Genomic DNA, 26,942 nt, shown 5'->3' on the forward strand with positions numbered 1-26,942 from the left:
CGATTAACACAGTGATCCTTACGCAGTCTTGGTGAGCAGGGGAAGGAGCTGACGCCGAGCGACCATTGCATCGGCGAAGCGGTTGAGGGCCTCGGGCACAGAGCCGGCCGCGTCGAAGTCGATGCCGTGGGCCCGCAGGGTCTGCTCGACCGGGCGGCTGGCCACCATCGACCATTCCACGCCGGCCGCGCTGCATGCGTCGTCCACGGCGAACAGGAGTGAAAGCGCCTCAGCGTCAAACGATGTGACGCCGCTGAGGTCGAGCACGAACGGCTTCTCCGCGAGGACGAAGCGGCGCGTGTACTCGGTGGCCCGGGCGATATCAGCGTCGCCGAGCGCACCCGTGACCGTGACCACGGTGGCCAACTGGCGGCAGTGCGCACGAATCTCGGCGCCACCGCAATCAAACGTCGGATTGCCGTACATTGCCGCCTCCCTCGATCATGTGCTGGATGTCGGGTTCGTTCGAACCTGACATGTCTCAAGGTAGGGGCCCAATTTAAGGCCGTGGGGAGTAACGACTAATACTTCGCTAAGAACTGCTTTCAGACCCGCTAGCAAACTCGCCGGTAACTTCTAGCCGCGGCGCTGCTGTTGTGAACCGGTGTAACCGGCCCAGGGGTTGTAGTCGGCCAGCAGCTCCTGCTGGTCAGGTCTGGCCGATTCGGGCACGTGCTCGAGGTTGATGCGAATGCGGTACCAGATCGAACTCGGCCCCCTCATTCCGTCCACCAGAATGTCTGTGGGAGTGAGTCTTTCAGCCACCGCAGGATGCATGTCCTGCCACTGCGCCAGTGCGGCCATCGCCTCGTCCTTGGTCTTGGTCCTGGCGATCTCGATCAGAGGTTTCGTCGAGTGGCGCCGGCCGTCGGTGACGCGGTGTGTGCCGCGCGGAGCTTTCTCCGCGGGGCCGAGTCGCTCCGCCAACTCCAACAGAGACTCGAGTCCCCCCGGGGTGTCGTCCATTCCCTCCCATGGATCCCCCTGCTCGGCGAACCGGCTCGGCACGGTCGCGACCGTGAACCTCTCGGGGCGGCAGTCGGCGACCTCGTCCCAGAACAACGGCGTCGAGACCCGGGCGTCCGGCGTGGCGCGTACGGAGTAGGCCGAGGCCACCGTGCGGTCCTTGGCGTTCTGGTTGAAGTCGACGAAGACGCCGTGACGTTCTTCTTTCCACCACCGCGCGGTCGCGGATTCGGGGGCGCGCTGTTCCACCTCGCGGGCCACCGCCTCGGCGGCCAGTCGCACCTGCTTAAAGGGCCAGCGACGGTGGATGCGCGCGTAGATGTGGAAACCGCGGGACCCGGACGTCTTCGGCCACGCCACCAGACCGTGGTCCTCGAGCACCTGCCGGGCCACGAACGCGACGTCGAGGATCTGCCGCCAGCCGACGCCCGGCATCGGGTCGAGGTCGACCCTCAGTTCGTCGGGGTGGTCCAGATCATCCGCCCGCACCGGGTGGGGATTGAGGTCGACGCACCCGAGGTTCACCGCCCAGATCAGGCCGGCCTGACTGGTGAGCACCGCTTCGGCGGCCGACGTCCCCGACGCGTACTTCAGCTCGGCGACGTCGACGAAGTCGGGACGCTTCTGCGGAGCTCGCTTCTGGAACACCGCCTCCTCGGTGATGCCCTTGACGAATCGCTTGAGGATCATCGGGCGGTCGGCGACCCCGCGCAGCGCGCCGTCGGCCACGGCCGCGTAGTACTCCATCAACGCGCCCTTGGTCACCCCCGCATCCGGGAAGACGATCTTGTCCGGATGGGTGATCGGCACCTGCTGCCCGCCGATCTCGAAAGACTCCCGAGCAGCCATTCCTTCATCGTAGGTTCCAGGCCGGACTGCGACCGGCGTCACATAAAGTTGACCCATGTCCACGCTCACCGACCTGGCCGCCCAGGCGCTCGGCAAAATCACCCAGTCCGCGGAGATCTACTGGGATCGCGGCACCGCGGAGTTGCACTACGCCCGCAAGATGTTCGAGGCGGGTGCACTGAAACTCGAACCGCCGCAGGACATCGCCGCGTTCCTGGGAGACATCCGCCGATGGGGTGAGATCGGCATGATCCCGGCGCTCAACGCCCGGCGCACCCCGCACGCCGTCGCGGTGATCGACGATTTCGGTGAGATGACGTTCAAAGAGCTCGACGACGCGGCCAACGCGGTCGCCAACGGACTGCTCGCCAAGGGGGTCAAGGGAGGCGACGGCGTCGCGATCCTGGCCCGCAACCACCGCTGGTTCCTGGTGTCGTGGTTCGGCGTGGCGAAGACGGGTGCGCGCATCATCCTGCTCAACAGCGAGTTCTCCGGGCCGCAGATCAAGGAGGTGTCCGAGCGTGAGGGCGCCAAGCTGGTCATCTACGACGACGAGTACACCGCCGCGGTCTCACAGGCCGAACCCGCGCTGGGCAAGCTACGCGCACTCGGTGTGAACCCGGACAAGGACGAGCCGTCGGGCAGTACCGACGAGACCCTCGAGGAGTTGATCGCCCGCACGGGGTTGACGCCGCCGCCGAAGGTCACCAAGCACTCGTCGATCATCATCTTGACCAGTGGCACCACCGGAACGCCCAAGGGCGCCAACCGCAGTGCCCCGCCGTCGCTGGCACCCATCGGCGGTGTGCTGTCCTCGGTGCCGTTCAAGGGCGGTGAGGTCACATCGCTGCCTGCGCCGATGTTCCACGCGCTGGGCTTCCTGCACGCCACTGTGGCGATGATGCTCGGCACCACGTTGGTGCTGCGCAGGCGCTTCAAGCCGGCCACCGTGCTCGCCGATATCGAGAAGCACAAGGCCACCGCCGTCGTCGTGGTCCCCGTCATGCTGTCCCGCATGCTCGACGAGCTCGACAAGATGTCGTCGAAACCCGATCTGTCGTCGCTGCGCATCGTGTTCGTCTCCGGGTCCCAGCTCGGCGCCGAACTGGCCACCCGGGCGCTCAAGGCACTGGGTCCGGTGATCTACAACCTCTACGGCTCGACCGAGGTGTCCTTCGCGACAATCGCTGGGCCGCAGCATCTTTCGAAGAACCCGTCGACAGTCGGTCCCGTCGTCAAGGGGATGAAGGTCAAGATCTTCGACGACAACGGCAACGAGTTACCCCAGGGTGAGGTCGGCCGCATCTTCGTCGGCAGTTTCTTCCCGTTCGAGGGCTACACCGGTGGTGGCGGCAAGCAGATCATCGACGGGCTGCTGTCCTCCGGCGACGTCGGCTATTTCGACGAGGACGGCCTGCTCTACGTCAGCGGCCGAGACGACGAGATGATCGTCTCGGGCGGAGAGAACGTGTTCCCCGCCGAGGTCGAGGATCTCGTCAGCGGCCACCCCGAGGTCATCGAAGCCACCGCGCTGGGCGTCGAGGACAAGGAATGGGGCCACCGGTTGCGGTGCTTCGTGGTCAGGGCCGAAGGTGCCTCGATCGACGAGGACGCGATCAAGGCCTATGTGAAGGAGAACCTGGCCCGTTACAAGGTGCCGCGCGAGGTGGTCTTCCTCGACGAACTCCCGCGCAACCCCACGGGCAAGATCCTCAAGCGTGAGCTGCGGGAGATGGACGTCGAGTGAGCACGGTGGAATAGTCGCGCCGCGCCGGTCGTAGTACCCCTGCGTGAACATCGATCTCCACGGAAAGTCCGCACTCGTCACCGGTTCGACCCAGGGCATCGGGTTGGCCATCGCACAGGGCCTCGCCTCGGCGGGGGCGCGAGTGATCGTCAACGGCAGGAGCCAGGACCGCGTCGACGCCGCCGTCGCCGGAATCGACGGTGATGTCATCGGTGTCGCTGCCGATGTGTCAGACGCCGCGGGTGCTCAGGCGCTGCTCGATGAGGTGCCCGATGTCGACATCCTGGTCAACAACCTCGGGATCTTCGGGGCCGTGCCCGCCCGCGAGATCACCGACGAGCAGTGGCGGACCTATTTCGAGGTCAACGTGCTGGCCGCGGCCCGCCTGATTCGGCTCTATCTCCCCGGGATGGTGGACCGCGGCTGGGGGCGGGTGCTGCAGATCGCCAGCGACTCCGCCATCGTGACGCCCGCGGAGATGATCCACTACGGCGTCTCGAAGACCGCGCTGCTGGCGCTGTCTCGCGGCTTCGCCAAGGACGCGGCGGGCAGCGGGGTGACGGTCAACTCGGTGATCGCCGGCCCCACGCACACCGCGGGCGTCGAGGACTTCGTCTACCAACTCGTCGACAAGTCGCTGCCGTGGGACGAGGCGCAGCGGGAGTTCATGCGTCTGCACCGTCCGCAGTCCCTGATTCAGCGGCTGATCGAACCCGAAGAGATCGCCAATATGGTCGTCTATCTGGGGTCACCGCTGGCGTCGGCGACGACCGGCGGGGCGCTGCGGGTCGACGGCGGGTACGTCGACGCGATCCTGCCCTGAGTCGGCTACTCCACAGCGCCGGTCATGATCGCCGACCCGGGCACGGCGAGCGTGAACAGCATCACCAGCATCAAGAACCAGCCGGCACCCTGCCAGGCCGCCCATCCGCGTTCTGCCTTCCACTCGCGATAGGTGCGCACGAAGGCGCCCACCCCGCCGAGGAACAGGAACAGCGGCACCAGTGACGCGGCGTAGACGGAGTCGCGTGCGCCGAAGGCATAGAACGCGAAGGCCAGGCCGGCCACGGCGACGACGACGGCGGTATAGGTCACCGCCGCGCGCGCCGTGCCCGGCTTGTCGAACCGCTTCTCCGCGAAGTCACGGTCATTGGACATGTCAGGCGGGTTCCCGCGGGGGCCAACCAAAAACGTCAACGGCCCCCGACAGATGTCGGGGGCCGCTGACGTCGCGCTGAGGATCAGGACTTGCTGGCGGCCTTCTGGCGGGCCTCCTGGGTCTTCGCCTCGGCACGAGCCGCCTCGGCTTCGGCTTCCTTCTGCGCCACGTCCTTCAGGGCGCGGGCCTTCTGCTGCTGAGCCTCGCCCTGCTCCTGCAGCCGGTCGTTGTCGAGCAAGATGCCGATCACCTGCTTGGACAGGCCGATGCTGCCGTCGACGAGCGCGCGCAGAGCTGCGATGGGGCCGCTGGTGCTGTCTGCCATGAGCTTTCCTTTCGTTCCGCCGCGCCATCTGAGGTCGAGAGCGGGCCCAATCCGCGGTGCGGCGAGGGTGTGAGCGGGCCTGCTTGCAGGGTTCCCACCACCGCTTGCAAAAGCACGCACTGTTAGCAGCGTCTCACTTTGTTTCATCGCCGGGCCGCGGGGACGTTCTTACGGATCGCGCGGCAGCCCGAGCAGACGCTCGGCGATGATGTTCAGCTGCACCTCCGAGGTGCCGCCGTAGATCGTCGTCGCGCGGCCGGCCAGCAGGTATTCGGCCCACCTGCCCGACAGCTGACCCTGGTCGCCGATGGCGGCGTCGGTGCCGAACGAGCTCACCCCGAACTCCGCGTACCCCTGACCCGTCTTCATGGACAGCAGCTTGGAGATCGCGGCGGCGGGCATCGGATCGCCGCCGGCCAGCGTCAGCAGCGTGGACCGCATGTTGAGCAGCTTGGCGGCGTGGCCCTCGGCGATCAACCGGCCCGCTTCGTTCTGTTCGATCTGGTCGAAGTGGCCGTCGCGGACGAACTCGACGAACTGGTCGAGGCTGGCCAGGAACGGCGGCTCGCTGCTGCCGATCGAGACGCGCTCGTTGGTCAGCGTGTTGCGGCTGACCTCCCAGCCGCGGTCGACCTCGCCGAGCACCATGTCGTCGGGGACGAACACGTCGTCGATGAAGACGGTGTTGAACATCGCGTTGCCGGTGAGCTCACGCAGCGGCTTGACCTCCACGCCCTCGGATTTCATGTCGAGGAGGAAGTACGTGATGCCCTGATGCTTGGGAGCGCTCGGGTCCGTCCTCGCCAGCAGCGCACCCCACGCCGAGAACTGCGCCCCGGTGGTCCAGATCTTCTGTCCGGTGATCCGCCACCCGCCGTCGACCTTCGTGGCCTTCGTCGTGAGGCTGGCCAGATCCGAGCCTGCGCCGGGCTCGGAAAACAGCTGGCACCAGATCATTTCGCCCCGGAAGGTGGGCGGGAGGAACTGCTGCTGCTGTGCCTCGGTGCCGTACGCGACGATCGACGGGATGATCCAGGCGGCGATGCCCATCTGCGGCCTCTTGACCCGCCCGGTGGAGAACTCCTGCGCAATGATGATCTGCTCGATCGGGTTGGACGCACGTCCCCACGGCGTGGGCAGATGCGGCTGCACCCAGCCACCCTCGGCGATCGCGGTGTTGCGCTCCGCCCCGCTCGGAATCGCTTTCAGCGCAGCGACTTCGGCGCGGATCTCCTCGCGCAGCTTCTGGGTGTCGGGATCCAGATCGATGTCGATCGAGCGCATCCCCGTGGTCGTCGCGGTGTCGACGACCTGCTGGGGGTAGTCGGCGTGCCGGCCGAACGCAGCCGCCAGCACGATGGCTCGCCGGTCTCGCCGGTAGTAGACGTTGGTGTCGTGTTCCCAGGTGAAGCCGATGCCGCCGTGCACCTGGATGCAGTCCTGCGCGCAGTGCTGAGCGGCCACGGGCGCCAGCGTGGCCGCGACGGCCGCCGCGAATTCGTACGAGCTCGCTTTCTCTGAGTTGCCTTGCAGCTCCTCGTCGATCGCGCGGGCAGCGTCCCACACCGCACTGGTGGCTCGCTCGGTCTCGGCGATCATGCCGGCACACTTGTGCTTGATGGCCTGGAACTGGCCGATCGGCCGGCCGAACTGCTCCCGGATCTTGGCGTAGGCCGACGCGGTGTCGGTGGCCCAGCGCGCAACGCCGATGCACTCGGCGGACAGCACCGTGGTGATGATCGCGCGGGCCAGGTCGCGACTCACACCGCTCAATACCCGATCGTCGCCGACCTCGACGGCATTGGCGCGCACGTGGGCGATGGGGCGCAGCGGGTCGACGCTGGGCACTGCCTCGATCTCGAGGGCGTCGGCATCGAGGACGACCCATTCCTCACCGGATTCGATCGCTACCGGCAGCACGAGGACGGACGCCTGCGCTGCGGCTGGTACCGCCCGTACCTCGCCGCGGACCACGAGTCCGCTGCCCTGCCGGGTGGCCGTCAAGCCGGAATCGATGGCGTAGGCGGCGATCACCTCGCCGGCGGCCAGGCCGCCGAGCACCTCGGCCTTGGGGTCGTGGGCGGCGATGAGCGCGCTCGCGATGGCCGACGGCACGAACGGGCCGGGGACCGCGCCGTAGCCGAACTCGGCCGCGACGATCGCCAGTTCGAGGATGCCGAAGCCCTGGCCGCCGACGTCCTCGGAGAGATGGACGCCTTGCAGCCCCTGCTCGGCGGCGGCACGCCAGAAGGGCGGTGGATTGGGGATCGGAGTCTCCAGCGCTTCGTGCAGTGCCTCCGACGGCGCGACGCGCGCGACGAAGGACCGCACCGAATCGGCCAGGTCGTTGTGCTCTTCGAGGATGGCGATGGGCATGGGGGAAACCCTCCGTTGGGCTGGCTAACCGGTTGGTTGGGTCGAGGTTACCCCGGGACCTGGTTCACCAGGTTCGCTAGGTCTTTTCCGTCACGGAGTCGTTCACAGTTGTCGAGCGCCACCTCCAGGTAGCGACGCATGGTGTCGGCGGTGTACCAGGTGACGTGCGGGGTCAGCACGACGTTCGGCAGCGCCAGTAGTGGGTTGTCCGGCGGCACCGGTTCCACCCCGAAGACGTCGAGACCCGCTGCTGCGAGGTGCCCGGACCGCAGGGCGTCCGCCAGTGCCGACTCGTCGACGATCGGCCCGCGCGATGTGTTGACCAGCACCGCGCCCGGTTTCATCGCCGCCAGCGCCTCGCGGCCGAGCAGACCGTGGGTGGCGTCGGTCAGCGGCAGGTGCAGCGACACGATGTCACTCTCGGCCAGCAGCTCGGCGAGTGTGCGCCAGCCGGGCGTGCCGTCGTCGCGGGTACTGGTGTGCACCACCTGGGCGCCCATCGCCGTGACGATGCGCTCCACACTGGTCGCCACGTTGCCGTAGCCGATCAGCCCGACGGTGCAGCCGCCGATGTCGCGCACGGTGTCGCCGAGGCCGGGGTCCGGTGGCCACCCCCGGCCGGCGCGGGTCGCGGCGTCGAGCTCGGGCAGCCGGCGCAGTGCCGCGAGCATCAGCAGCAACGTGCCCTCGGCGACCGAGGGCGCATTGGCGCCGGGCATGTTGGCGACGGCGATGCCGCGTTCGGTGGCCGTGTCGACGGCGATGGTGTTGACGCCGGCGCCGAGCTTGTGCACCAGGCGGAGCCGGCTGCCCAGCCGGATATCGCTGGCCGACAGCGGTCGCAGCACGTGCCAGAGCACCTCGGCCTCGGGAAGCAGGCGATAGAACGTCGCGTCGTCGTCCTCGGCGCAGAACGTGACGTCGAGCCAGTCACTGTGCGGGGCAACGAAAGCCGTCACCCGCTCACCCGGGACGAAGTGCGCCAGCACCTTGATCGGCGGCACGGTGATCTCTGTCAGTGCTGCGCGATCTCGATGTCGGAGAACAACACCCGGACACCGCCGGTGGACACCTGCGCCATCGCCTGGAAGAACGCGCCCGCCTCCGGCGTCGCGACGGCGGCGCTCGCGGCGTCGTAGTCGGTGTAGTAGAGGTCGATCATCCGGTAGGCCGGTGTCGGACTGCCGTCCTCTTTCGGCCACACGCGCGAAGTCTCCATCCTGACCCAGCCCGGAATGCGCTTGGCGGCCTCCAATTGCTGCTCCGGATAGGCGGATTCGAACTCCGCCGGGTCGGCCGGATTGTCGTAGATGACCGTGATCTTCGTTTCAGGCATTCATCGAGCCTACGGGGTCACGGGGTGGGTCGTCAGGCGTCGACGGGATTCACTCGGCTCACGATCAACGGGTCGGCCGGGGTGAAGGGGAACGTCGGAAGATCGTCGATGTGCGTGCGGAACGTCGCCGCCAGCACCTCGCGGCTGTAGGCACTCGCGGAGGCCTTGTAGCCGATGTCGGCGGGGAAGGGCTGGTCGAAGAAGATCAGGAAGTGCCAAGGATCGGCGCCGATGTTCTCGATGTGGTGCGGATAGGCCCGAGGGATGAAGTACATGTTACCGGCGGTCATCGTCCACGTGTTGAGGTGGCCGTCGGGGGTCATCATCGTCATGCGGGCCTTCCCGTGCCGCACGTATCCCATCTCGGCCGTCACCGGATGCCAATGTGGTTCGCGCATACCGTCTTCGGTGACGCGCAGGCTGTACATCGACATGTCCTTCAGGGCGGGCCAGAACTGATCGCGGGCGAAGCGGGCGTTGCCGCTGGCGTAGTTCAGGCCCGGGGCCTGGGCCTCGATGTCGAATGTGTGCGGATCGCTGAAGTGCGCCGAGGCGGGGATCTCCGGTTCGCCGGTGCGGCCGGCGAGCTTGTGGTCGACGGTGCTGCGCCGGATCGTCGAGAAATCCGCGGCGGGCAGGTCGTAGGTGTTGCCCAGCACGGCATCGGTGAACGCCCCGAACGTCGCCCCCAGGCCGAAGTCCTCGGGCCGTTCGTTGCGGAACGCGATGATGAACTCCGCGGTGTCGTCCCCGATGTTCTCGATGTGATGCAGCGCGCCGGAATCGATGTGGAACATCTGACCGGCGGTGACGATGAAGTTGGCGAAGCGGCTGTGGTCGTCGAGCACCGAGACCAGCGCGGTCCCCGCCACGCAGTAGGTGAGCTCGTTGGCGTTGGCATGCCAGTGCGGGGTCCGCATCGCGCCCGGCGCGAGCACCACCCGCTTGATCGACAGGTTCTTCAGCGTCGGCAGGTTGTCGGCGGTGACCCGCCGCATCGAGCCGAAGTCGTTCTCTTCGACGATCTCCCCGTCGTGCAGTGATGTCGTGAACGGCGCCGATGTGGAAGTGATGCCCATGGTGTCCTCCTGCGTGGGTGTCCTCGGCATCTACTCTCATCGATCGGCGGGCTCCTGTCATGGAAGCTGGCCGCCTCCGATGTTCACCGCCAGCGGAAGATCAGCCGTCGGTGCGGTACAGGCGCGGATCGCCGAGCTGATCGATCAGGGCGCCGAGCTGAGTGGCCAGCTCGGCGGGGCGCAGCCGCAACTCGCCGAACAGCCACGCGCTCAACGTCTGCGCGACCCCGCCGACCACGAAATGCGCCGCCGCGGCGATCCTCTCGTTGTCTTCCAGGTGGAGCGCGGCCCGGGCGTGCTGGCCGGACAGCAGAGCGAACAGCGCGCCGGACTCCGCGCGCTTGCGCACCACCACCGGGTTGGTCAGATGCGCGCTGAACAGCAGGCGTCCTAGCCGGGCATCCTCGGACACCACCCGAACGATGTTCTGCATCGCGGCGTGCGTCTGCTCTGTCGGGAGCGCGGCGGCCATCGCCGCCTGGGTAGTCGTGGCGATGTCGGAGACAACCTGGTCGAACAGTGCGGCGACGAAGGCGTCCTTGTCGGCGAAGCTCTCGTAGAAGTACCGGGCCGCCAGGCCCGATCGGGCGCACAGGGCGCGCACGGTGAGCTCTGCGGGGACAGGCGCCCCGCCGAGAAGGTCGAGTCCCGCCTCGAGGAGCTTCCGGCGGCGTTGGGCCATCCGCTGCGACGCATCGACGCCGCGATACGGACGGACCTGGGCCATACCCCATCTTGACACCCGCGCGGCACGGCAACACAATCAGGAAACGCACGTTCGCAACTTTGGGCGACGGCGCGAGAGGAGCTGCTCGTGGCGGTACAGGACTCGAGGGCAGCCTCGCCGGCGGCTGCTGCGAAGCCCGACGAGGGAATGCTGGGCCTCGGGCTGCTGGCCGGCCCGGCGAACGTGATCATGCAGTTGGCGCGACCCGGTGTCGGCTACGGAGTGCTCGAGAGCCGTGTCGACAGCGGCCGGGTCGATCTGCACCCGATCAAACGGGCCCGCACCACGTTCACCTACCTGGCGGTGTCCACCAGCGGCACCGATGCGCAGAAGGACGCGTTCCGCCGCGCGGTGAATCGTGCTCACGCCCAGGTGTATTCGTTGGAGGACAGTCCGGTCTCCTACAACGCCTTCGACAAAGACCTGCAACTGTGGGTGGGTGCCTGCCTGTACAAGGGCGTCCTCGACGTGTATCGCCTCTTCGTCGGCGAGGTGGATGCCGACACCGAGGCCAGACTCTTCGAGCAGGGCCGCAAACTCGGCACCATGCTGCAGGTGCCCGAGGACATGTGGCCGGCCGATCCGGCGGCCTTCGACCGCTACTGGCAGGAATCGCTGGACGAGGTGCACATCGACGACACTGTTCGCGACTACCTGTACCCGATCGCGGTGTCGAGAGTGCGTGGTGTGCGACTGCCGGGCCCGCTGCAACGCCTGGCCGAACAGACCGCGTTGCTGATCACCACCGGGTTCCTGCCGCAACGCTTCCGCGACGAAATGCAATTGGACTGGAATGTCAAGCAGCAGAGACGATTCGATCGGATCATCCGCGTGTTGCGGGCGGTCAACACCTGCTCGCCCCGCGTGGTGCGGGAGTTCCCGTTCAATGTGTTGCTCAAGGACGTCGACTGGCGCATCCGCACCGGGCGACCTCTGGTCTGATGCGGTTCAGTCGAACATGACCGGGCCCAGGAACCGGGTCATCCGCCGCAGGTAGTCGGGCTGGCTGACATGCAGCACGTGGTTGCCGGGGAACCAGTGGAAATCGCAGCGATCCCAATGTCTCCAGAGCATTTCGGCCTGCTGGGGCGGTGCGAGACGGTCGCCGAGGCCGGCGATGATCAGACGCCGCTCCTTGGCCGGCAGCGGCCGGTAGTTCAGCGGAGAGGAATACATCGTCGCCGCGTCGACCAGCTCGCTGTCCGCTCCGGACAACCAGTTGCGGAGCGCCACGACCCTGTTCGCCGGGAACCATTCGTCGACCGTGCGATCGGGTGTGACGACCGGAACGTTGGGGATCACGGCCTGGATCCTGTCGTCGACGCTGGCGAGCAGCGCCGAGGTGTAGCCGCCGAGTGACATGCCGGTCAGCGCGATGCGATCCACCCCGGTGTACTCGAGATAGTCCAGCACAGAACGGAAGTCGTGCACCGCCTGCGCCATCGCCTCGCAGAAGCCGGCGAACCCGTGCGCGAAGTAGCCGTGCCCGCTGAAGGGTGAGTACTGCTCGGCCCGGCGGCCGTGGAACGGCAGGGTGTACAGAACGACGTCGTACCCCGACCGGTAGAACCAGGGGAGGGCGAAGAACAGCCCGTTGAACAGGTAGGCCGAGCCCATGAACCCGTGGATGAGGCACAGCGTGGGACGGGGGCCGTCGTCATGGCGCCAGTGCTGCGCGTGCACGACGTTGTTGCGAACGAAGCCGGCGCACTGCTTGCGCATCGCCGGATTCACCGCGGTGAAGCTGCTCTCGAACCGGATGTTGCGCACGTTGCCGCGCGCCACCCACTCGGCCACCGGGTTGGCCGGTCGAGACGACACGCGCGGCGGTGACTCGGGGGCCGGGAACGCGACGGCCGGATCCTTCATCGCCGCCAGCTCGGCGTAGAACTCCAGCTGCTGCTGTTCGGCCGCCGAGCGTGACCGACGCAGAGCGCCGAGCACCGACGGCGTCATGGTCACGCTGAGCAGCGACGCGATCGAGGTGCGAAGGGCGAGATCGGCGACTGCTGAGGAGTCCACGATGACCCGCTGGCGCAGCGTCAGATCCACCCTGCGCGGCAGCCCGCGCGCGGTGGCGTCGGCGCCGGGAACGTCGGGAACCGGCAGCGGCAGCTCGTCGGGTTCCTCGATCGCGACGGGTGAATCCACGGTTGCCAATTTAACTGCCCACCGCCTGCCAGACTGGCCGCATGTGGAATCCCGAGGTATACCTCGCCTACGCCGACCACCGCGGACGGCCGTTCTACGACCTGACCTCGCGCGTGGCCGCCACGGACCCGCGCCGCGTTGTCGACCTCGGCTGCGGTCCGGGCAACCTGACGCAGACGCTGGCCACCCGCTGGCCGGGCGCGACGATCGAGGCCTGGGACTCTTCCTCGGAGATGGTCGCCGCGGCGCGTGAGCGCGGGGTGGCCGCCGATGTCGGCGATGTGCGGGAGTGGACCCCGCTGCCGGACACCGACGTCGTCATCAGCAACGCCACCCTGCAGTGGGTCCCCGAGCATCGGGAACTGATCGTGCGATGGGCCACCGAACTCGCCCCGGGAGCATGGCTCGCCTTCCAGGTGCCCGGCAATTTCGACGCGCCGTCGCATCGCGCGGTCCGTGACCTCGCGGCACAACCCCGGTGGGCAGAGCTGTTGCAGGACTTCCCTTTCCGCAGTGCGGAGGTGGTCGAGTCGCCGCAGGACTACGCCGGTCTGCTGCGCGACGCAGGGTGCACCACGGACGCGTGGGAGACTACCTACGTCCACGAGCTGACCGGTGAGCATCCGGTACTGGACTGGATTCACGGCACCGCGCTGCGGCCGGTGCGTAGCGCCTTGGGTGACGCGCAGTGGGAGCAGTTCCGCGAGGAGCTGGCGCCGCTGCTCGCGGAGGCCTATCCGCAGCGGTCAGACGGCACCACGTTCTTTCCGTTCCGCCGCATCTTCGTGGTCGCGCAGGTGGGTCAGCGGCGCTGATCGAGCAGGGTGAGAACCTGCGCGACCAACGCGTCGATGTCCGCCCCGGTGGTGTCCAGCACCAGATCGGCGTCCTCAGGAGGCTCGTAGGGAGCGTCCACGCCGGTCAAACCCTTCAGTTCGCCGGCGCGGGCCCGCGCGTACAACCCCTTGGGATCCCGCTTCTCGCACTCCTCGCGCGGAGTCGCGACATAGACCTCGATGAACGGCAGCTTCGCCGCGTCGTTGAGCGCTCGCGCGATCTCCCGATCGGACTTCAGCGGTGACACCAGCGACGCCAGTGCCACCACGCCCGCGTCGGCGAACAGCCGCGTCAAGTGACCGACGCGGCGGATGTTCTCGGCGCGATCGCCCGCGGAGAAGCCCAGATCGTCGGACAACCCGTGGCGGATGTTGTCGCCGTCGAGGAGATAGGCGACCTGCCCCGCATCGACGAGCGCCCGTTCGACAGCGACGGCGATGGTGGACTTGCCCGAGGCCGGGAGGCCGGTGAACCAGATCGTCGCACCACGCTGCCCCGTGGCCGCCCGCCGGTACTCCCTCTCCAGCGACGATGGATGCCAGCGAATGTCGTTGCGCGTCTGCTCACCCGGCTTGACCTCGCGCGGCTCGGTGATGGTGCCCGCACCGACCGTGTCATTGGTGGTCTCGTCGATCAGGATGAATGCGCCGCTGTCCCGGTTGGCGGCGTAGCTGTCAGCGACCACCACCGAGCTGGTCCGCAGCGTCACCGCGCCGATGTCGTTGAGCACCAACTCCACCGGATTGTCGAGATCGTCGAGAGTTTCGGGGTCGAGCCGTGAATGAAGAGCCTGCACAGTGGCGCGGACCGTGCGAGCGCCCTGCTTGAGTGCGAAGCGGTCACCGGCCCGCATCGGGCTGTCACGGAACCAGCAGATCGTGGCGTCGAGTTCGCGGGCGAGGACCGGTACCACCGCGTCGTCGTCGCCGCTGACGAAGACGTCGCCGCGACCGACGTCGATGTCATCGGCCAGCTCGATCGAGATCGACAGCGGTGCAACAGCAACAGGGCGATCGTCGTCGAGGGTGTCGACCACCGTGACCGTGGAGCGGGTGCCGGCCGGCAGGCTGACGATCGAATCGCCCACCTGCAGGGTGCCGCCCGACAGGCGCCCGGTGTAGCGGCGACGCTGCTCGGCCGTGGGCCGTGACACCCACTGCACGGGAAGCCGCAACTTACGCGATTCCGGCTGCGGCGCAGACAATTCCACCGACTCCAGATATTCGAGCAGCGTGGGACCCTCGTACCAGCCGGTGCGGTCGGAGCGGTGCACGACGTTGTCGCCGTGCTTGGCGGCGATCGGGATCACTGTCAGATCAGCGCCGCCGAGCCGCGCCGTCACCGTATGCAGCTGGCGGTCGACCTCGTTGAAGCGTTCGCGGTCGAAGTCCACGAGATCGATCTTGTTCACCGCGGCTACGAAGTGCTTGATGCCCAACAGGTTTGCGATGCGTGCATGTCGATTGGTCTGCCGCAGCACACCGGCCCTGGCGTCGACCAGCAACACTGCGACGTGGGCGTTGGAGGCGCCGGTGAACATGTTGCGGGTGTAGCGCTCGTGGCCGGGGGTGTCGGTGAGGATGTAGCTGCGTGTCTCGGTCGAGAAGAACCGGTAGGCGACGTCGATCGTGATGCCCTGTTCGCGCTCGGCCCGCAGCCCGTCCGACAGTGCCGCCAGATCGGCGACACCCTCCTCGTCGGTGACGGCCTCGAGATGGTCCAGCGGCAGGCTGTCCGTGTCGTGCAGGAGCCTGCCGATCAACGTGCTCTTACCGTCGTCCACCGATCCTGCGGTGGTGATGCGCAACAGCTGGCGTGTCATGTCGTCTTCCCCGTCGCTACGCTGCGCTCCGCTCGCCCCGTCATCAGAAATACCCCTCACGCTTGCGGTCTTCCATTGCCGCAACCGACGTCCTGTCGTCCGCCCGGGTCTCGCCCCGCTCGGAGACGGTGGCCGCGGAGATCTCGCCGATCACCCCGTCGATCGTCGTGGCGTGGGAGCGGACGGCGCCGGTGATCGTCAGGTCGCCGACCGTGCGGTAGCGCACCCACTCGACCGCCGCGCTCTCGCCGTCGCCCGGCTGGGCGTAGTCCGAGACCGCCAGCAGGATTCCGTCGCGCTCGAAGACCTCGCGTTCGTGGGCGAAGTAGATCGACGGGAGCTCGAGGTTCTCCAGCGCGATGTAGCGCCAGATGTCCAACTCGGTCCAGTTGCTCAGCGGAAAGACCCGCACCTGCTCACCACGACGGATCCGACCGTTGTACAGCGACCACGGTTCCGGCCGCTGTGCGCGGGGGTCCCAATGGCCGAACTCGTCGCGGAAGCTCAGGATGCGTTCCTTGGCGCGGGCTCGTTCCTCGTCGCGCCGTGCACCGCCGAACGCCGCGTCGAAGCCACCCGCCTCCAACGCGTCGAGCAGCGTGCGGGTCTGCTGGCGGTTGCGCGAGGCGCCCGGGCCGGGATCGGGCACCCGACCCGCATCGATCGACTCCTGCACCGAGGCGACGATCAGCTTGTGTCCCTGATCGGTCACGCGCCGATCGCGGAACTCGATGACCTCGTCGAAGTTGTGCCCGGTGTCGACGTGCATCACCGGAAACGGAAGCGGACCGGGTCGAAAAGCCTTCTCCGCCAGTCGCAGCAGCACGATCGAGTCCTTGCCCGCGGAGAACAGCAGCACCGGACGTTCGAGCTCGGCAACCACCTCGCGGATGATGTGCACGGCCTCGGCTTCCAGCAGTCGTAGTTCGTCGACGTGGACGGTGTCGTAGCTATCGGAGATCTCGGTGCTCATGTCGGCAGACCGTCCTTTTCGGCATCGGCGCGGTACCGGTCCACCCACTCGTCGGACCGCTGATCGGCCTGGCGCTCCAGCACCGGCGGTGGTGCCAGGCGCGGGTCCTGTCCGACGGCCTCCAACACCGACGCCACCACCTGCGTCAGGTTGCGCCACAGCACCGGATAGGGCACGTCCATGGGTTCGATGCCCTCCTCGGCGAACCAGGAGCGCCAGCCCTCTTCCTGGGCGCGCAACATCGTCACCACATGCGCGATCGCGCCGGCGTGGTACTCGGCGCGAGCGTCGCGCACCGGGTCGGGCCGGCCGCGCCACACCCGTGTCTGCACCGCCCGCCAGAACGACACCGCCTGCGACACAACGTCAGGGCGGTAGACGTGAATCAGGACGGGATCGGTGCCGATCACGTCGCGGATCGCCGCGAGCAACCCGGTGCCGCTCCGGTCGGGCAGCCCCTCGGCGCGCTGCAGAAGCAGCGGTGTCTGGTTCCACATCAGCTTGCCGCCCCAGATGCCGTTCGGCGTACGCCCGACAGTGCGGATGTAATCCCGCCAGATCTCGGGCGGGGCGAGGTCCGGTTTGCCCTCGTCGAGCGGATCGAGCAGGCGCAGGATCGACTCGTCTGTCACACCCTCGAACCACTGCCGCGGCTGCGGTGACTGGCTGGTTGTCGGCAGGTACTGGAAGAACTCGCCGGGTTCGCCGGCCACCCCGGTCGCCCGCAGAGACTCGACGAGCAGGGTGCTCCCGCTGCGCTGGGAGGCAAGCACGAGGTAGGCCGTCGGGGCAGGCATGCGCGTGAGCTTAGCCGTGAATCGGGGACCGCGAACCACCCGGTAAAAGGATCACGGTGAGGGGAAGTCTTGCCCTGTCTGTTCGTTCTCCGGGATGCCGCGTTCAGCGGCAATAGCTGCGCGGCTTGGCAATTCGAGGTCCTGGACCAGCAGGTAGGTCTCCGTGTACCGGGCGGCGATCCGCGTCCCCGCGAAATCCGAGGGAATGACGTCGCCGACGCTCTCGCGCCAGTCGTTGAGCATAAGCGCCAGATCGCTGCCGACGGTCTCGGCTTCCTCTGTCGGCTGCGCGGTGAGCAGATTGTGCGATTCGGTGGGATCTGCAGCGAGGTCGTAGAGTTCCCGCTCCGGGCGCGGTGACGTGACCAACGGTTCGACCGCCCGCCCGGGCGCACTGTCCGCGATGTCCCATGGCAGATCCAAAAGCGGTCTAGGCGCGTAGTTTTCGATATAGCTGTAGCGCTTGGTCCGGACCGCGCGGATCGGATCGAACGAGTCGTGGTAGGTCTTGGTGGTGTAGACGGCGGTCCGCACTGGATCGGCATGCCGTCTCTCGGTCACCAGATGCGTTGCGTGCGAACGTCCTTCGACCTCGGCGGGGACGTCGACGCCCAAGAGCTCCAGCACGGTGGGTAGCAGGTCGACGCCGCTGAACAACTCGTCGTAGGTCCGGGCAGGCACCTGGGCATCTCGGGGCGGCCGCATGATCAGCGCGATGCCGGTCCCGGCGCCGTACAGGGTGGACTTCGCGCGCGGCAGCGCCGGACCGTGATCGGTGACGAACACCACCCACGTGGTGCTGTCGAGGCCGGTTGCTTCCAGGGCCTCCAGGAGTCGGCCGACGGCGGCGTCGGCGACCGCGATGGAACCGTAGAAATCGGCCAGATCCTGACGCACCGGCGCGGTGTCCGGCAGATACTCCGGCACCGTCACCGCATCCGGGTCCGCGGGATCGTAGCGATCGTGTGGGTAGGGCCGGTGGGTCTCGAAGAAGCCGGCCGTGAGGAGGAACGGTGCGTCCGGAGGATCGGAGAGCCACTGCACCGCCCGGTCCACGACGTACTCGCAGTACGAGTTCGACACATCGAATTCGTCGAAGCCCAGCCGTGAGGGAAACGACGTCTCGTGCTGCATTCCGAAAAGCGTTGTGTGGTAACCGCTCTCGGAGAGAATGTGGGGTAGGGTGCGCACGCCCGGCCGGTACTCCCAGCCGTGGTGAGCCAACCCGATCAACCCGTTGCTCTGCGGGTACCTCCCGGTGAACAGGGAGCCGCGCGATGGCGAGCACAGCGGGGCGGTGGCGTACGCGTCGGTGAACAGGATGCCCTCACGGGCCAGCTCGTCCAGGTGTGGACTGGACACGTCCGGATGTCCGTACACGCCGAGGTAGCGACCCAGGTCATGCCAGTGCACGAGCAGAACGTTGTCCCGCCGGCCTTCGCTCACAGCTGCATCCTCTCGAGATCCGCGCCCACACGGCGGTTCGGGCCCACGGTAACGACAAAACGACGAGAAGGCGGTGAGCACGCGGTAGCGTCGGTGGTGCCGGCGAGGGGAGATGCGACCGTGAAAGCGACGATCAGTGCGGTGACGGCAGGTCTGCTGACGGCGGCGTTCGTGGGCATGGGCGTGGTGACCTCCGCACCCGCCAGCGCGGGGTGCGTCTACGGCGGCGGATACATCAGCAAGTGCGACGACCCGGTCCAGCCGGACGGTAGCTGGCAGCGTTGCGTCGGGATTGCCTCGGTGGTGCCCAGCGGCTTCGGAACGCACCTGATCCCGGTACGGCAGTGTGCGGTCATGGGTCCGGGCCGCCCCGGAGGCGACCCGGCGTTCAACGACCCGCCGGTGCACATCGAGGGCTGAGCGCTACGGGTGATACGGCACGCCGACCGCGCGGAACACGAACTCCGGCGGCACGTCGTAGGCCAGTGAGCGCCGAGGCAGCCGCGCCAGCACGTCGGCGGGCAGATCTTCTTTGTAGTGCAGCGACAGCTCGCCCGAGCAGCGCGGATCGACCGCGGCCACGTCCACGTCGAGAGTCAGCCCGGATTCGTCGAGTGTCGCGGTGACCGCGCCGGACTGCGGCGCATCCCACCGCAGATCCATCGTGCGTCCGGCGAGCTTGGGCACCGACGACAGCGTGGCCAGCACCCGCTGCTCGGTCAGCACCAGCGACCCGACGTAACTGGCGATGCTGCCCGCCGAACGAAGGCCAGGCACGGCACCCCGGAACCGCCGCGTGACGGCCACGTATTCGGCCATGAACACGATCCCCTCGGCCTCGACCTCGGTGCGGAGTTCCCGCGGAAGCTTCCCGATGCGCAGCAACTTGCGCAGGAATACGGCCATGCAGGCACGGTAGCTCAGAGGGTTCTGCGACCCGTTCACAACGTCGGGTGGTACACACGTTCGGATGAACGCGCGCAGAGGGTTGCTGGCTGGATCGGCCGTGGTCGCGCTCGGCGTGTTCGTCGCGATGCTCCTCGCGTACCGCTTCAGCTGGGCGCCGCTCTCGCACGTCGACGACGCCGCGTTGGACGCGACCCTACGGGTCGGCGAACGCCATCCAGGGTGGGTCACGTTCTGGGACGTCTACTGCACCGTCCTCGGCCCGACCGCCTTCCGGCTGGTGACGGTCGTCGTGATCGTGGTCGCCTTCGTACGCCGCCACGTGAGCATCGCCGTGTTCCTGATCGTCAGCGTGGAGCTGTCCGGACTCGTCACCGAGATCGCGAAGAGGCTGGTGGACCGGCCGAGGCCGGCGACTGCGCTGGTGCACGCCGCATCGTCGTCTTTCCCGTCCGGGCATGCGGTCGGGGTCATGGTCGCGGTCATCGCGCTGGTGACGGTGTCGCTGCCGCTGGTGCCCGCCGCCCGACGCGCATGGCTGATCACGGCGGGGGTCGCCGTGATCGTCACGATCGGGGCCGGCCGCGTCATCCTCAATGTGCACCACCCGTCCGACGTGATCGCCGGGTGGGCGCTGGGGTACGCCTACGTCGTCGCCTGCCTGATGGTGCTGCGTCCGGGGCGGCCGATCACACAGCCGGACGAAATACCGGAAGCGACCGGTACCGCACGCTGAAACTCGCCTTCGTCAGCTCGGTGCCGACCTCCCCGTCGAGAGCCAGCACGGTCGGACCGTCGACGGCTTCGAACGTGAACTCGGGCACCCGTAACTCCCGGTAGAGCGGGCTGCGCGTCAAGCGTCCGAACATCAACGCGATGAGGATGCGCCACTTCGCCAGTGGCCGGCCGGTCTCCAGGATGCGGATGTCGATGAGGCCGTCGTCCATTCTCGTCCGCCGCGACGGCGCGAAGCCCGACGGCAGATAGATCGAATTGCCGAGGAAGAACAGCGATGTCTGCAGCGTCTGGTTGTCGTAGGAGATGCGCACCGGCTGGTCGCGACGCAGGGTGTGGAACATGGCATAGATGCCCGCCAGCGGCTTGCCGATCCTGTGCTCCAACTTCTCGCGCGTCTGCACGAACTGCGGGTAGGCGCCGATGCTGGCGGTGTTCACCACCATCTGCTTCTCGTTGAGGCACACGACGTCGACGCAGGAGACGGTCCCGCCCTGGATGGCGGCGACCGTTTTGGCCGTGCTCTCGCAGCCGATGTCCTTGGCGAAGTGATTGAACGTGCCCGCCGGCAAGACCGCCAGCGGCACGCCCTCCTCCAGCGCGATGCTCGCCGCAACGGCGACCGTGCCGTCTCCACCGCCGACCGCGAGGACATCGGCACGCTGCGCCGCCGACCGGAACACCGCGGGCACGTCGTCGTCTTCACGGAGCTCGACGCTCTCGGCCTCGGGTAGCGCGTCGCGGACCTCGTCGAGCACTCGGGCTCCGGTGCCACTGCCAGAAGCCGGGTTCACCACCACCGTCACCCCGGCGCCACGCGGCCGGCCAGGTGTGTCGACCGTCAGCGGCGCCGCCCCGGGCAGCCGCTCCTCGACGATCGGCGGCACGATCCGGCCGCCCAGCACGGCGATACCCGCCCCCAGGCCCAGCCCCGCCAGCACATCACCGGGGTAGTGCGCACCGACCGCGATGCGGGACATGCCGACCAGCCCGGCCAGCAGAGCCAGACCCAGGCCCACCGGCGCATTCTCCAGGCCGACTCCCACCGCGAACGCCGCAGCGCTCGCCGAGTGCCCCGACGGAAGCGAATTCGACGTGGGCGCCCGCCGCGTCTGTCGTGCCAGTGGTACCAACAGCCGGTTCGGGCGGTCCCGGCGCCATACCCGTTTGGCGCCCTGATTGGTCACCAGGCTCGTCACCCCGAGGGTCAGCACACCGCGCATCGCCCCGCGTTTGACCGAGGGATTGCCGAACGCGGCCAACCCGGCGGCGATCGCGAACCACAGCTTGGAATGGTCGGCCGCCCTGGTCAGCCGGGGCATGACCGTGTCGATCAGGGGGCTCGGAGACTCCGCGATGGCCTCGAAGACCTCGCGATCCAGAGTGCCCAGCCCCCGGCCGATCTGAGTGATTCCACGGTGTCGCGGTCGCCGCAGACGCTCAGGCAGTAGGTCCATCACGCCAACGTAGCCGAGAGGGTCCACCGGCAAACCTCGCGTACTGCGACCCGATCGTGTCCGGATCTTTACCGCGAATGCAGCGTCGGACGGCCACGATCGAAGCCCATGCGCCGACTGCTGACCGTGATGTGCGTGGCGATCCTGCTCGCCGGCGTACCACCCGCGGTCGCGCAGGCCGCGCTCAATCCGTGGTTCTCCGCCTCGGTCGGGCGGGCCACCCAGGTGCTCGCCGTGACCGGGACCGGCGGCTCCGATGCCACTCTCGACGTCTGGCAGCGCACCGCGGGTGGCTGGCAACCCGTCAGCGGGGGAGTGGGCATCCCCGCCAAAATCGGTGCGAAGGGCATGTCGCCCAACCACTTCGACGGATCGATGATGACGCCGCAGGGGATCTACACCCTCGACTTCTCCTTCGGAACCCAACCCGATCCCGGTGGCGGGCTGCGCTACATCAGAGTGGGGCCCAACCACTGGTGGGACGGGGACATGAAGAGCCCCACCTACAACACGATGCAGGTGTGCGACAAACAGAACTGCCGCTTCGACACCGCGCCGAGCTCGGGTACCGAGAACCTCGACATCCCGCAGTACGCCCACGCGGTGGTGATGGGCGTCAACAAGGAGCGCATCCCGGGCAAGGGCGGTGCGTTCTTCGTGCACAGCACCGACGGCGGGGCGACCGCCGGTTGTGTGGCGATCGACGACGCGACGCTGGTGAAGATCATGCGGTGGCTGCGGCCCGGCGCGATGATCGCCGTCACCTCCGCCGAGGGATAGCCCCTACTGTTTGACCGCTCGGCCGGCCTTGACCTTGAAGTCCAGCGCCGCCACCGACATCGAGGCGTCGTAGGTGCGGTCGTACCCGGTCTCGCTGATCTTCCAGCCGGCGTCGGTGCGGCGGTAGCGATCGTGGTAGAAACCCGCGCCGATCAGCATGAAGTCGAAGGCGGGCGCGATGACCCGATCCTGCAGATACCAGGTGGCCGTCGCCTCGTCACCGTCGATGGTGATCTCGGGATGGGTGACACGGTGCTCGGTGATGATGTCCGGACCCAGGGAATTGCGCATGAACTCGACCAGCTCATCGCGGTTGCTGAAGTGGTGTTCCTCGCCCACGGATTCGCCGTAGTGGCCGATCACGTCCTCGGTGAGGGTGTCGGCGAACTCGTCCCAGTGCTTGGTGTCGAGTGTGCGGAGGTACCGGTATTTGACCGTCTTGATGTCGTCGATGTCACCCATGGCGTCATTGCAGCACAGTTCGGACCGGCAGAGTGTCTGATGGGCTGCAGCGGGCGCCGGCGATTAAGGTGTGCCCCGTCATGAGCGATGCACTGGGGTTGTCCGTCGGAGCCACCAATCTGGTGGCGGCCGGGGTGGGGCGGCCTCCGGTGCTGCGCCGTTCGGTGCTCACCGTCTACGGCCACACCGCTCCCGAAGTGGGTCTGCCCGCGGGCCGCGGCGACGGAGTGACGCTGGGCGGCTTCGTCGAGCGCGTCGGAGATCCGGTTCCGCTCGTCGGCCAGGATGGGTCGCGGTATCCGGCCGAGCAACTCGTCGTCGAGGCGCTCGAAGCGATGGCTGCGCTGGCCGGCTCCGCCTCGCCGTCCGATGTGGTGATCGCGGTGCCCTCGTACTGGGGACCGGGGCAGGTCGACGCACTGCGTGAGGCGCTGACCGCCAGCGGCCCGCTGGCGCCGGGGGGTCCGCCGCCCCGGCTCATCCCGGACGCGGTGGCAGCGTTGACGGCGATGGTGGCCGACCCCGGCCTGGAGCGTCGCGGCGTACTGGCCGTCCTCGACATCGGCGGCAGCGGAACGAGCATCAGCCTGGCCGAGGCCGGATCGCTGGAGTTGATCGGTCGCACGGAGCGGTTCGCCGAGTTCGCCGGTGACCAGATCGACCAGGCTCTGCTCACTCACGTTCTCGAGCGGGTGCCCCACAGCGGTGAGGACACCGGTGCGACCGCCGCGGTCGGCTCGCTGGCCCGCCTGCGGGAGCAGTGTCGCAGCGCCAAGGAGCGGCTCTCGACGGAGACCGAGGCGCGCATCGACGTCGACGTGCCGGGATATCGCGGCGAGATCGTGGTTACTCGAGCTGATCTCGAGTCACTGCTGGCCCGTCCGCTCGACGACGTGATCGAGGCGTTGCGAGACACTCTGCAGCGCAACAACACTGGTTCTGCCGCATTGTCGGCCGTGGTCCTGGTCGGTGGCGGATCGGCGATTCCTGCCGTCCGGCAGCGGTTTTCGTCCTATCCGGGTCGAGTGCTGTGGTCGCCCCGACCTGCGCTGGATGCCGCAGTCGGCGCTGCTCTGTTCGCCGCCTTCGGCGGTGCCGCCGAGACCGCGACGCGCGCCGCGCCGGCCGTCGCCCCCGCCGGGGCCGACGCGGACGCGACGTATGCGCTGGCATGGTCCCAGGACGATCCGTCCACCGAAGACGTCGTACCCTATGCCGGCGAAGACACCTACGTCATCGACGACTACGCCGACGATGCCACCGGCAGAGCCGAGCGGCCGAACCCGTACCGCCTCAGCGACCCGCAGGAATCGCCCGCCGACGACGAGCCGGTGGGTTGGCGGCGGCTGCCGCTGTCACTGCTCGGCGTGGTGGCCGCGATCGCGCTGGTCGCGGTCGGGGGTGTGGCGATCGCTCTGACCAGCGTCGACGGCTCCGATTCCGACCGGCCGACGCCGGGCAACTCGCCGTTGAGCCGGGAGCTCACCCCGACCAGCGCTGCCGGGGAGACAGTCACCGTGCCGGGGCAGCCGGCCGCGCCGCCGACCAGCGCGGCGCCGCCGGCCCCCGTCATCACCACCAGTGCAGCCCCCACGCCGACCACCACGGTGCCGACGACGACCACCACGACGACGACGACCACGACGACCACAACAACGACGACGACCACGACGACACCGTCGACGACGACGACCACCACCACGACGACACCGTCGACGACGGTCCCGACCACCACCACGACGGTGCCCACCACGACCGTCCCCACCACGACCGTCCCCACGACGACCCAGGCGCCCACGACCACGCAGCAGGTCACCACCACCAGCTACCTGACGGTGCCCTTCGTTCCGGTGCCCATCCCGATTCCGGTTCCCGCAGCCCCCTGAGCGCGCAGATATAGGGGTTTCCCCGATTGCTCCGACCGTCGGGTCGGCTTAGCTTTGGCAGCATCGACTCGATCGGCTGCGGAGGGGACAGCCGATCGGGTCGTTCCTCACTTCGGTGCTCGTGCCCGCGTCACGCGGGGAGGGACTCCACATTGCGCGGATGATGACAGGCGGCGGTGTGACCGTCCTCGTAGGACACCAGCGCCGGCTCCTCGGTGGAACAGATCTCGGTCGCCCACGGGCAGCGGGTGTGGAACCGGCACCCCGACGGCGGATCACTCGGACTCGGCACGTCACCTTCGAGTACCACGCGCTCGCGTGCCTCGTTGAGTCGCGGATCGGGGATCGGCACGGCCGACAGCAACGCATTGGAGTACGGGTGCACCGGCCGGTCATAGAGGCTGTCGGTCCCGGAATTCTCCATCACCTTGCCCAGATACATCACCGCGACGCGGTCGGACACGTGCCGCACGACACCCAGATCGTGAGCCACGAACAGATACGACAACCCGAACTCGGCCTGTAAGTCCTTGAGCAGGTTGACGATCTGCGCCTGCACCGAGACGTCGAGCGCAGACACCGGCTCGTCGGCGACGATCAGCTTCGGTTGCAGTGCCAGCGCCCGGGCGATGCCGATGCGCTGACGCTGACCCCCGGAGAACTCGTGCGGAAACCGGTTGTAGTGCTCGGGTCGCAGACCCACACGATCGAGAAGATCCTGCACCCGCCGTTTCAGCTCGGCACCGCTGGCCAGACCGTGCAGATCCATCGGATCGCCGACGATCTGCCCGACGCGCTTTCGGGGATTCAGCGACGCATACGGATCCTGGAAGATCATCTGCATCTGCCGGCGAAGCGGCCGCAGCTCACGCCGCGACAAACCGACGAGTTCCTGACCGAGGAACTTGACCGACCCCGAGGTCGGCGGAATCAGCTGCAGGATCGCCCGGCACAGCGTGGACTTGCCGCAGCCCGATTCGCCGACCAGACCCAAAGTCTCGCCCTCGTTCAGCGTCAGGCTCACCCCGTCGACAGCACGCACCGTGCCGACATCACGCTCGATCACGATGCCCGAGCGGATCGGGTAGTGCTTGACCACATCGGTCACCTCGAGCAGCGGTTCGGTCATGCGCGCACCCGCGCCTTCTCCTCGAGGTCGAGCCAGCAGCGGTCCAGATGCGACCCGCTCTGCGTGGCAGCCAGATCCGGTGGCTGACTGCACCGGTCGAACTCGAACGCGCACCGCGGCGCGAACCGGCAACCCGGTGGCGGATCGAGCAACGAGGGTGGCTGGCCCGGAATTTGCGTGAGCCGCTCCGAGCGTGGACGGTCCAGGCGGGCCAACGACCCGAGCAGACCCCAGGTGTAGGGATGCTGCGGGGCGTAGAAGATGTCGTCCAGGCTGCCGTTCTCCACGATCTGGCCCGCGTACATGACTGCGACCCGGTCCGCGATCTCGGCGACCACACCGAGATCGTGAGTGATCAGCACCACCGCCAGACCGCGTTCGGCGTTCAGCTGGGCGAGCAGACGCAAGATCTGAGCCTGCACCGTGACGTCGAGAGCGGTGGTGGGCTCGTCGGCGATCAGTACGGCCGGCTCCAGGGCCAGCGCCATCGCGATCATCACGCGTTGCCGCATGCCGCCGGAGAACTCGTGCGGATAGCTGCGCAGCCGGCTCTGTGGGTTCGGAATGCCCACCGCCGCAAGCAGTTCGCCAGCACGCCGGACGGCCTCGGATTTCGGCACGTCGCGGTGCGCGCGGATCATCTCGACGATCTGATCGCCGATGCGGTACACCGGATTCAGCGAGGACATCGGATCCTGGAACACCATGGCGATCTCCTCGCCGCGGATGTCCCTCAACCCGTCGTCGTCGAGACCCACCAATTCGCGCCCGCGATAGGTCACCGACCCGGTGATACGACTGTTCGACGAGCGGGTGAGACCCGTCAGCGTCTGAGCGGTCACACTCTTGCCAGAGCCCGATTCGCCGACGATCGCCAGGATCTCACCGGGGGCGAGCGAGAACGAGACCCCGTCGACGGCCTGCACCAGTCCGTCCTCGGTGGCGAAGCTGACCCGTAGGTCCTGCACTTCGAGCAATGGCTCGCTCATGGGTTCGT

The 26,942-nt window shown here is 67.7% G+C and carries 27 protein-coding genes; 8 read left to right on the forward strand and 19 right to left on the reverse strand.

All coding sequences use genetic code 11. The features are described 5' to 3' along the window. Positions 1-18: 18 nt before the first annotated feature. Both ACZ50N_RS01700 and ligD read right to left on the reverse strand, forming a co-directional pair. On the reverse strand, positions 19-426 hold the full coding sequence (locus ACZ50N_RS01700; protein ID WP_046361526.1) for an STAS domain-containing protein: 408 nt from the start codon (positions 424-426) through the stop codon (positions 19-21). A 150-nt stretch (positions 427-576) separates the two neighbouring features. After that, the gene (gene ligD, locus ACZ50N_RS01705) at positions 577-1,815 is read right to left on the reverse strand and encodes a non-homologous end-joining DNA ligase (protein WP_464474456.1); all 1,239 of its coding nucleotides are present in this window, start codon (positions 1,813-1,815) and stop codon (positions 577-579) included. Positions 1,816-1,870: 55 nt separating this feature from the next. Between ligD and fadD2 the strand changes: the two genes are divergently transcribed. Then, on the forward strand, positions 1,871-3,562 hold the full coding sequence (gene fadD2, locus ACZ50N_RS01710) for a long-chain-fatty-acid--CoA ligase FadD2 (RefSeq protein WP_464474457.1): 1,692 nt from the start codon (positions 1,871-1,873) through the stop codon (positions 3,560-3,562). A gap of 43 nt (positions 3,563-3,605) precedes the next feature. Next, the gene (locus ACZ50N_RS01715) at positions 3,606-4,385 is read left to right on the forward strand and encodes an SDR family NAD(P)-dependent oxidoreductase (protein WP_464474458.1); all 780 of its coding nucleotides are present in this window, start codon (positions 3,606-3,608) and stop codon (positions 4,383-4,385) included. Between the two features lie 5 nt (positions 4,386-4,390). Here ACZ50N_RS01715 and ACZ50N_RS01720 read toward each other — a convergent pair whose 3' ends face one another. The 7 genes from ACZ50N_RS01720 to ACZ50N_RS01750 form a co-directional block, all read right to left on the reverse strand. Next, entirely contained in the window at positions 4,391-4,720 is a 330-nt protein-coding gene (locus ACZ50N_RS01720; protein ID WP_073684711.1) for a hypothetical protein, read from the reverse strand. An 83-nt stretch (positions 4,721-4,803) separates the two neighbouring features. Continuing rightward, positions 4,804-5,046 carry a microaggregate-binding protein 1 gene (gene mbp1 / locus ACZ50N_RS01725; RefSeq protein ID WP_046366806.1) on the reverse strand — a complete coding sequence of 81 codons (243 nt, stop codon included), beginning with the start codon at positions 5,044-5,046 and terminating at the stop codon, positions 4,804-4,806. 168 nt (positions 5,047-5,214) lie between these two features. Further along, a complete protein-coding gene (locus ACZ50N_RS01730) occupies positions 5,215-7,422 on the reverse strand; it encodes an acyl-CoA dehydrogenase family protein (protein WP_464474459.1) in 2,208 nt (735 codons plus the stop codon). A gap of 47 nt (positions 7,423-7,469) precedes the next feature. Next, positions 7,470-8,417 carry a 2-hydroxyacid dehydrogenase gene (locus tag ACZ50N_RS01735; RefSeq protein ID WP_133413139.1) on the reverse strand — a complete coding sequence of 316 codons (948 nt, stop codon included), beginning with the start codon at positions 8,415-8,417 and terminating at the stop codon, positions 7,470-7,472. Positions 8,418-8,437: 20 nt separating this feature from the next. Then, positions 8,438-8,758: an EthD family reductase gene (locus ACZ50N_RS01740; protein WP_048421637.1), complete on the reverse strand. Its 321-nt coding sequence runs from the start codon at positions 8,756-8,758 to the stop codon at positions 8,438-8,440. Positions 8,759-8,790: 32 nt separating this feature from the next. Next, positions 8,791-9,837, reverse strand: coding sequence for a cupin domain-containing protein (locus tag ACZ50N_RS01745; protein ID WP_464474460.1), 1,047 nt, complete (start codon positions 9,835-9,837; stop codon positions 8,791-8,793). A 100-nt stretch (positions 9,838-9,937) separates the two neighbouring features. Continuing rightward, complete coding sequence (locus ACZ50N_RS01750; RefSeq protein WP_046365889.1) at positions 9,938-10,564, reverse strand: TetR/AcrR family transcriptional regulator; 627 nt, start codon at positions 10,562-10,564, stop codon at positions 9,938-9,940. An 87-nt stretch (positions 10,565-10,651) separates the two neighbouring features. Here ACZ50N_RS01750 and ACZ50N_RS01755 point away from each other — a divergent pair, with 87 nt between their 5' ends. Beyond that, the gene (locus tag ACZ50N_RS01755) at positions 10,652-11,506 is read left to right on the forward strand and encodes an oxygenase MpaB family protein (protein ID WP_464474461.1); all 855 of its coding nucleotides are present in this window, start codon (positions 10,652-10,654) and stop codon (positions 11,504-11,506) included. A 6-nt stretch (positions 11,507-11,512) separates the two neighbouring features. Here the strand turns inward: ACZ50N_RS01755 and ACZ50N_RS01760 are convergent, their stop codons facing one another. Further along, complete coding sequence (locus tag ACZ50N_RS01760) at positions 11,513-12,715, reverse strand: alpha/beta hydrolase family protein (RefSeq protein WP_464474462.1); 1,203 nt, start codon at positions 12,713-12,715, stop codon at positions 11,513-11,515. A 41-nt stretch (positions 12,716-12,756) separates the two neighbouring features. On the opposite strand from ACZ50N_RS01760, the gene ACZ50N_RS01765 reads away from it, so the two are divergent. Further along, entirely contained in the window at positions 12,757-13,530 is a 774-nt protein-coding gene (locus ACZ50N_RS01765) for a trans-aconitate 2-methyltransferase (protein WP_464474463.1), read from the forward strand. Here the strand turns inward: ACZ50N_RS01765 and cysC are convergent. The 4 genes from cysC to ACZ50N_RS01785 are packed head-to-tail and all read right to left on the reverse strand — an operon-like array spanning position 13,518 to position 18,590. Beyond that, positions 13,518-15,374, reverse strand: coding sequence for a sulfate adenylyltransferase subunit CysN (gene cysC / locus ACZ50N_RS01770; RefSeq protein WP_464474464.1), 1,857 nt, complete (start codon positions 15,372-15,374; stop codon positions 13,518-13,520). The genes ACZ50N_RS01765 and cysC overlap by 13 nt on opposite strands. Before the next feature lie 43 nt (positions 15,375-15,417). Beyond that, entirely contained in the window at positions 15,418-16,347 is a 930-nt protein-coding gene (gene cysD / locus ACZ50N_RS01775) for a sulfate adenylyltransferase subunit CysD (protein WP_464474465.1), read from the reverse strand. Beyond that, the gene (gene stf0, locus ACZ50N_RS01780; protein ID WP_464474466.1) at positions 16,344-17,144 is read right to left on the reverse strand and encodes a trehalose 2-sulfotransferase; all 801 of its coding nucleotides are present in this window, start codon (positions 17,142-17,144) and stop codon (positions 16,344-16,346) included. Before stf0 ends, cysD begins: the two co-directional genes overlap by 4 nt. Positions 17,145-17,195: 51 nt before the next feature. Beyond that, positions 17,196-18,590 carry a sulfatase family protein gene (locus ACZ50N_RS01785; protein WP_464474467.1) on the reverse strand — a complete coding sequence of 465 codons (1,395 nt, stop codon included), beginning with the start codon at positions 18,588-18,590 and terminating at the stop codon, positions 17,196-17,198. 120 nt (positions 18,591-18,710) lie between these two features. On the opposite strand from ACZ50N_RS01785, the gene ACZ50N_RS01790 reads away from it, so the two are divergent. Further along, entirely contained in the window at positions 18,711-19,010 is a 300-nt protein-coding gene (locus tag ACZ50N_RS01790) for a CDGP domain-containing protein (protein ID WP_236693805.1), read from the forward strand. A 3-nt stretch (positions 19,011-19,013) separates the two neighbouring features. Here ACZ50N_RS01790 and ACZ50N_RS01795 read toward each other — a convergent pair whose 3' ends face one another. Beyond that, positions 19,014-19,496, reverse strand: a complete 483-nt coding sequence (locus ACZ50N_RS01795; RefSeq protein ID WP_048421751.1) for a hypothetical protein — start codon at positions 19,494-19,496, stop codon at positions 19,014-19,016. A 64-nt stretch (positions 19,497-19,560) separates the two neighbouring features. Between ACZ50N_RS01795 and ACZ50N_RS01800 the strand changes: the two genes are divergently transcribed. After that, positions 19,561-20,232, forward strand: coding sequence for a phosphatase PAP2 family protein (locus ACZ50N_RS01800; RefSeq protein ID WP_464474468.1), 672 nt, complete (start codon positions 19,561-19,563; stop codon positions 20,230-20,232). Here the strand turns inward: ACZ50N_RS01800 and ACZ50N_RS01805 are convergent. Then, positions 20,186-21,688: a bifunctional phosphatase PAP2/diacylglycerol kinase family protein gene (locus ACZ50N_RS01805; RefSeq protein ID WP_464474469.1), complete on the reverse strand. Its 1,503-nt coding sequence runs from the start codon at positions 21,686-21,688 to the stop codon at positions 20,186-20,188. The two genes, ACZ50N_RS01800 and ACZ50N_RS01805, sit on opposite strands and share 47 nt — an antisense overlap. 108 nt (positions 21,689-21,796) lie before the next feature. Here ACZ50N_RS01805 and ACZ50N_RS01810 point away from each other — a divergent pair, with 108 nt between their 5' ends. Then, positions 21,797-22,468 carry a L,D-transpeptidase family protein gene (locus ACZ50N_RS01810; RefSeq protein ID WP_046365880.1) on the forward strand — a complete coding sequence of 224 codons (672 nt, stop codon included), beginning with the start codon at positions 21,797-21,799 and terminating at the stop codon, positions 22,466-22,468. Positions 22,469-22,471: 3 nt separating this feature from the next. Here ACZ50N_RS01810 and ACZ50N_RS01815 read toward each other — a convergent pair whose 3' ends face one another. After that, a complete protein-coding gene (locus ACZ50N_RS01815; protein ID WP_046365879.1) occupies positions 22,472-22,930 on the reverse strand; it encodes a nuclear transport factor 2 family protein in 459 nt (152 codons plus the stop codon). Positions 22,931-23,010: 80 nt separating this feature from the next. Here ACZ50N_RS01815 and ACZ50N_RS01820 point away from each other — a divergent pair, with 80 nt between their 5' ends. Beyond that, positions 23,011-24,816, forward strand: coding sequence for an Hsp70 family protein (locus ACZ50N_RS01820; protein ID WP_464474470.1), 1,806 nt, complete (start codon positions 23,011-23,013; stop codon positions 24,814-24,816). Between the two features lie 130 nt (positions 24,817-24,946). On the opposite strand, the gene ACZ50N_RS01825 is transcribed toward ACZ50N_RS01820, so the two are convergent. Together ACZ50N_RS01825 and ACZ50N_RS01830 are read right to left on the reverse strand one after the other, a co-directional pair. After that, positions 24,947-25,945 (reverse strand): ABC transporter ATP-binding protein, encoded by a 999-nt coding sequence (locus ACZ50N_RS01825; protein ID WP_046366601.1) that lies wholly within the window; start codon positions 25,943-25,945, stop codon positions 24,947-24,949. Continuing rightward, a complete protein-coding gene (locus ACZ50N_RS01830; RefSeq protein ID WP_048421627.1) occupies positions 25,942-26,934 on the reverse strand; it encodes an ABC transporter ATP-binding protein in 993 nt (330 codons plus the stop codon). The genes ACZ50N_RS01825 and ACZ50N_RS01830 overlap by 4 nt, the downstream gene beginning before the upstream one ends. Positions 26,935-26,942: the final 8 nt, after the last annotated feature.

This window comes from Mycolicibacterium obuense (assembly GCF_055397605.1).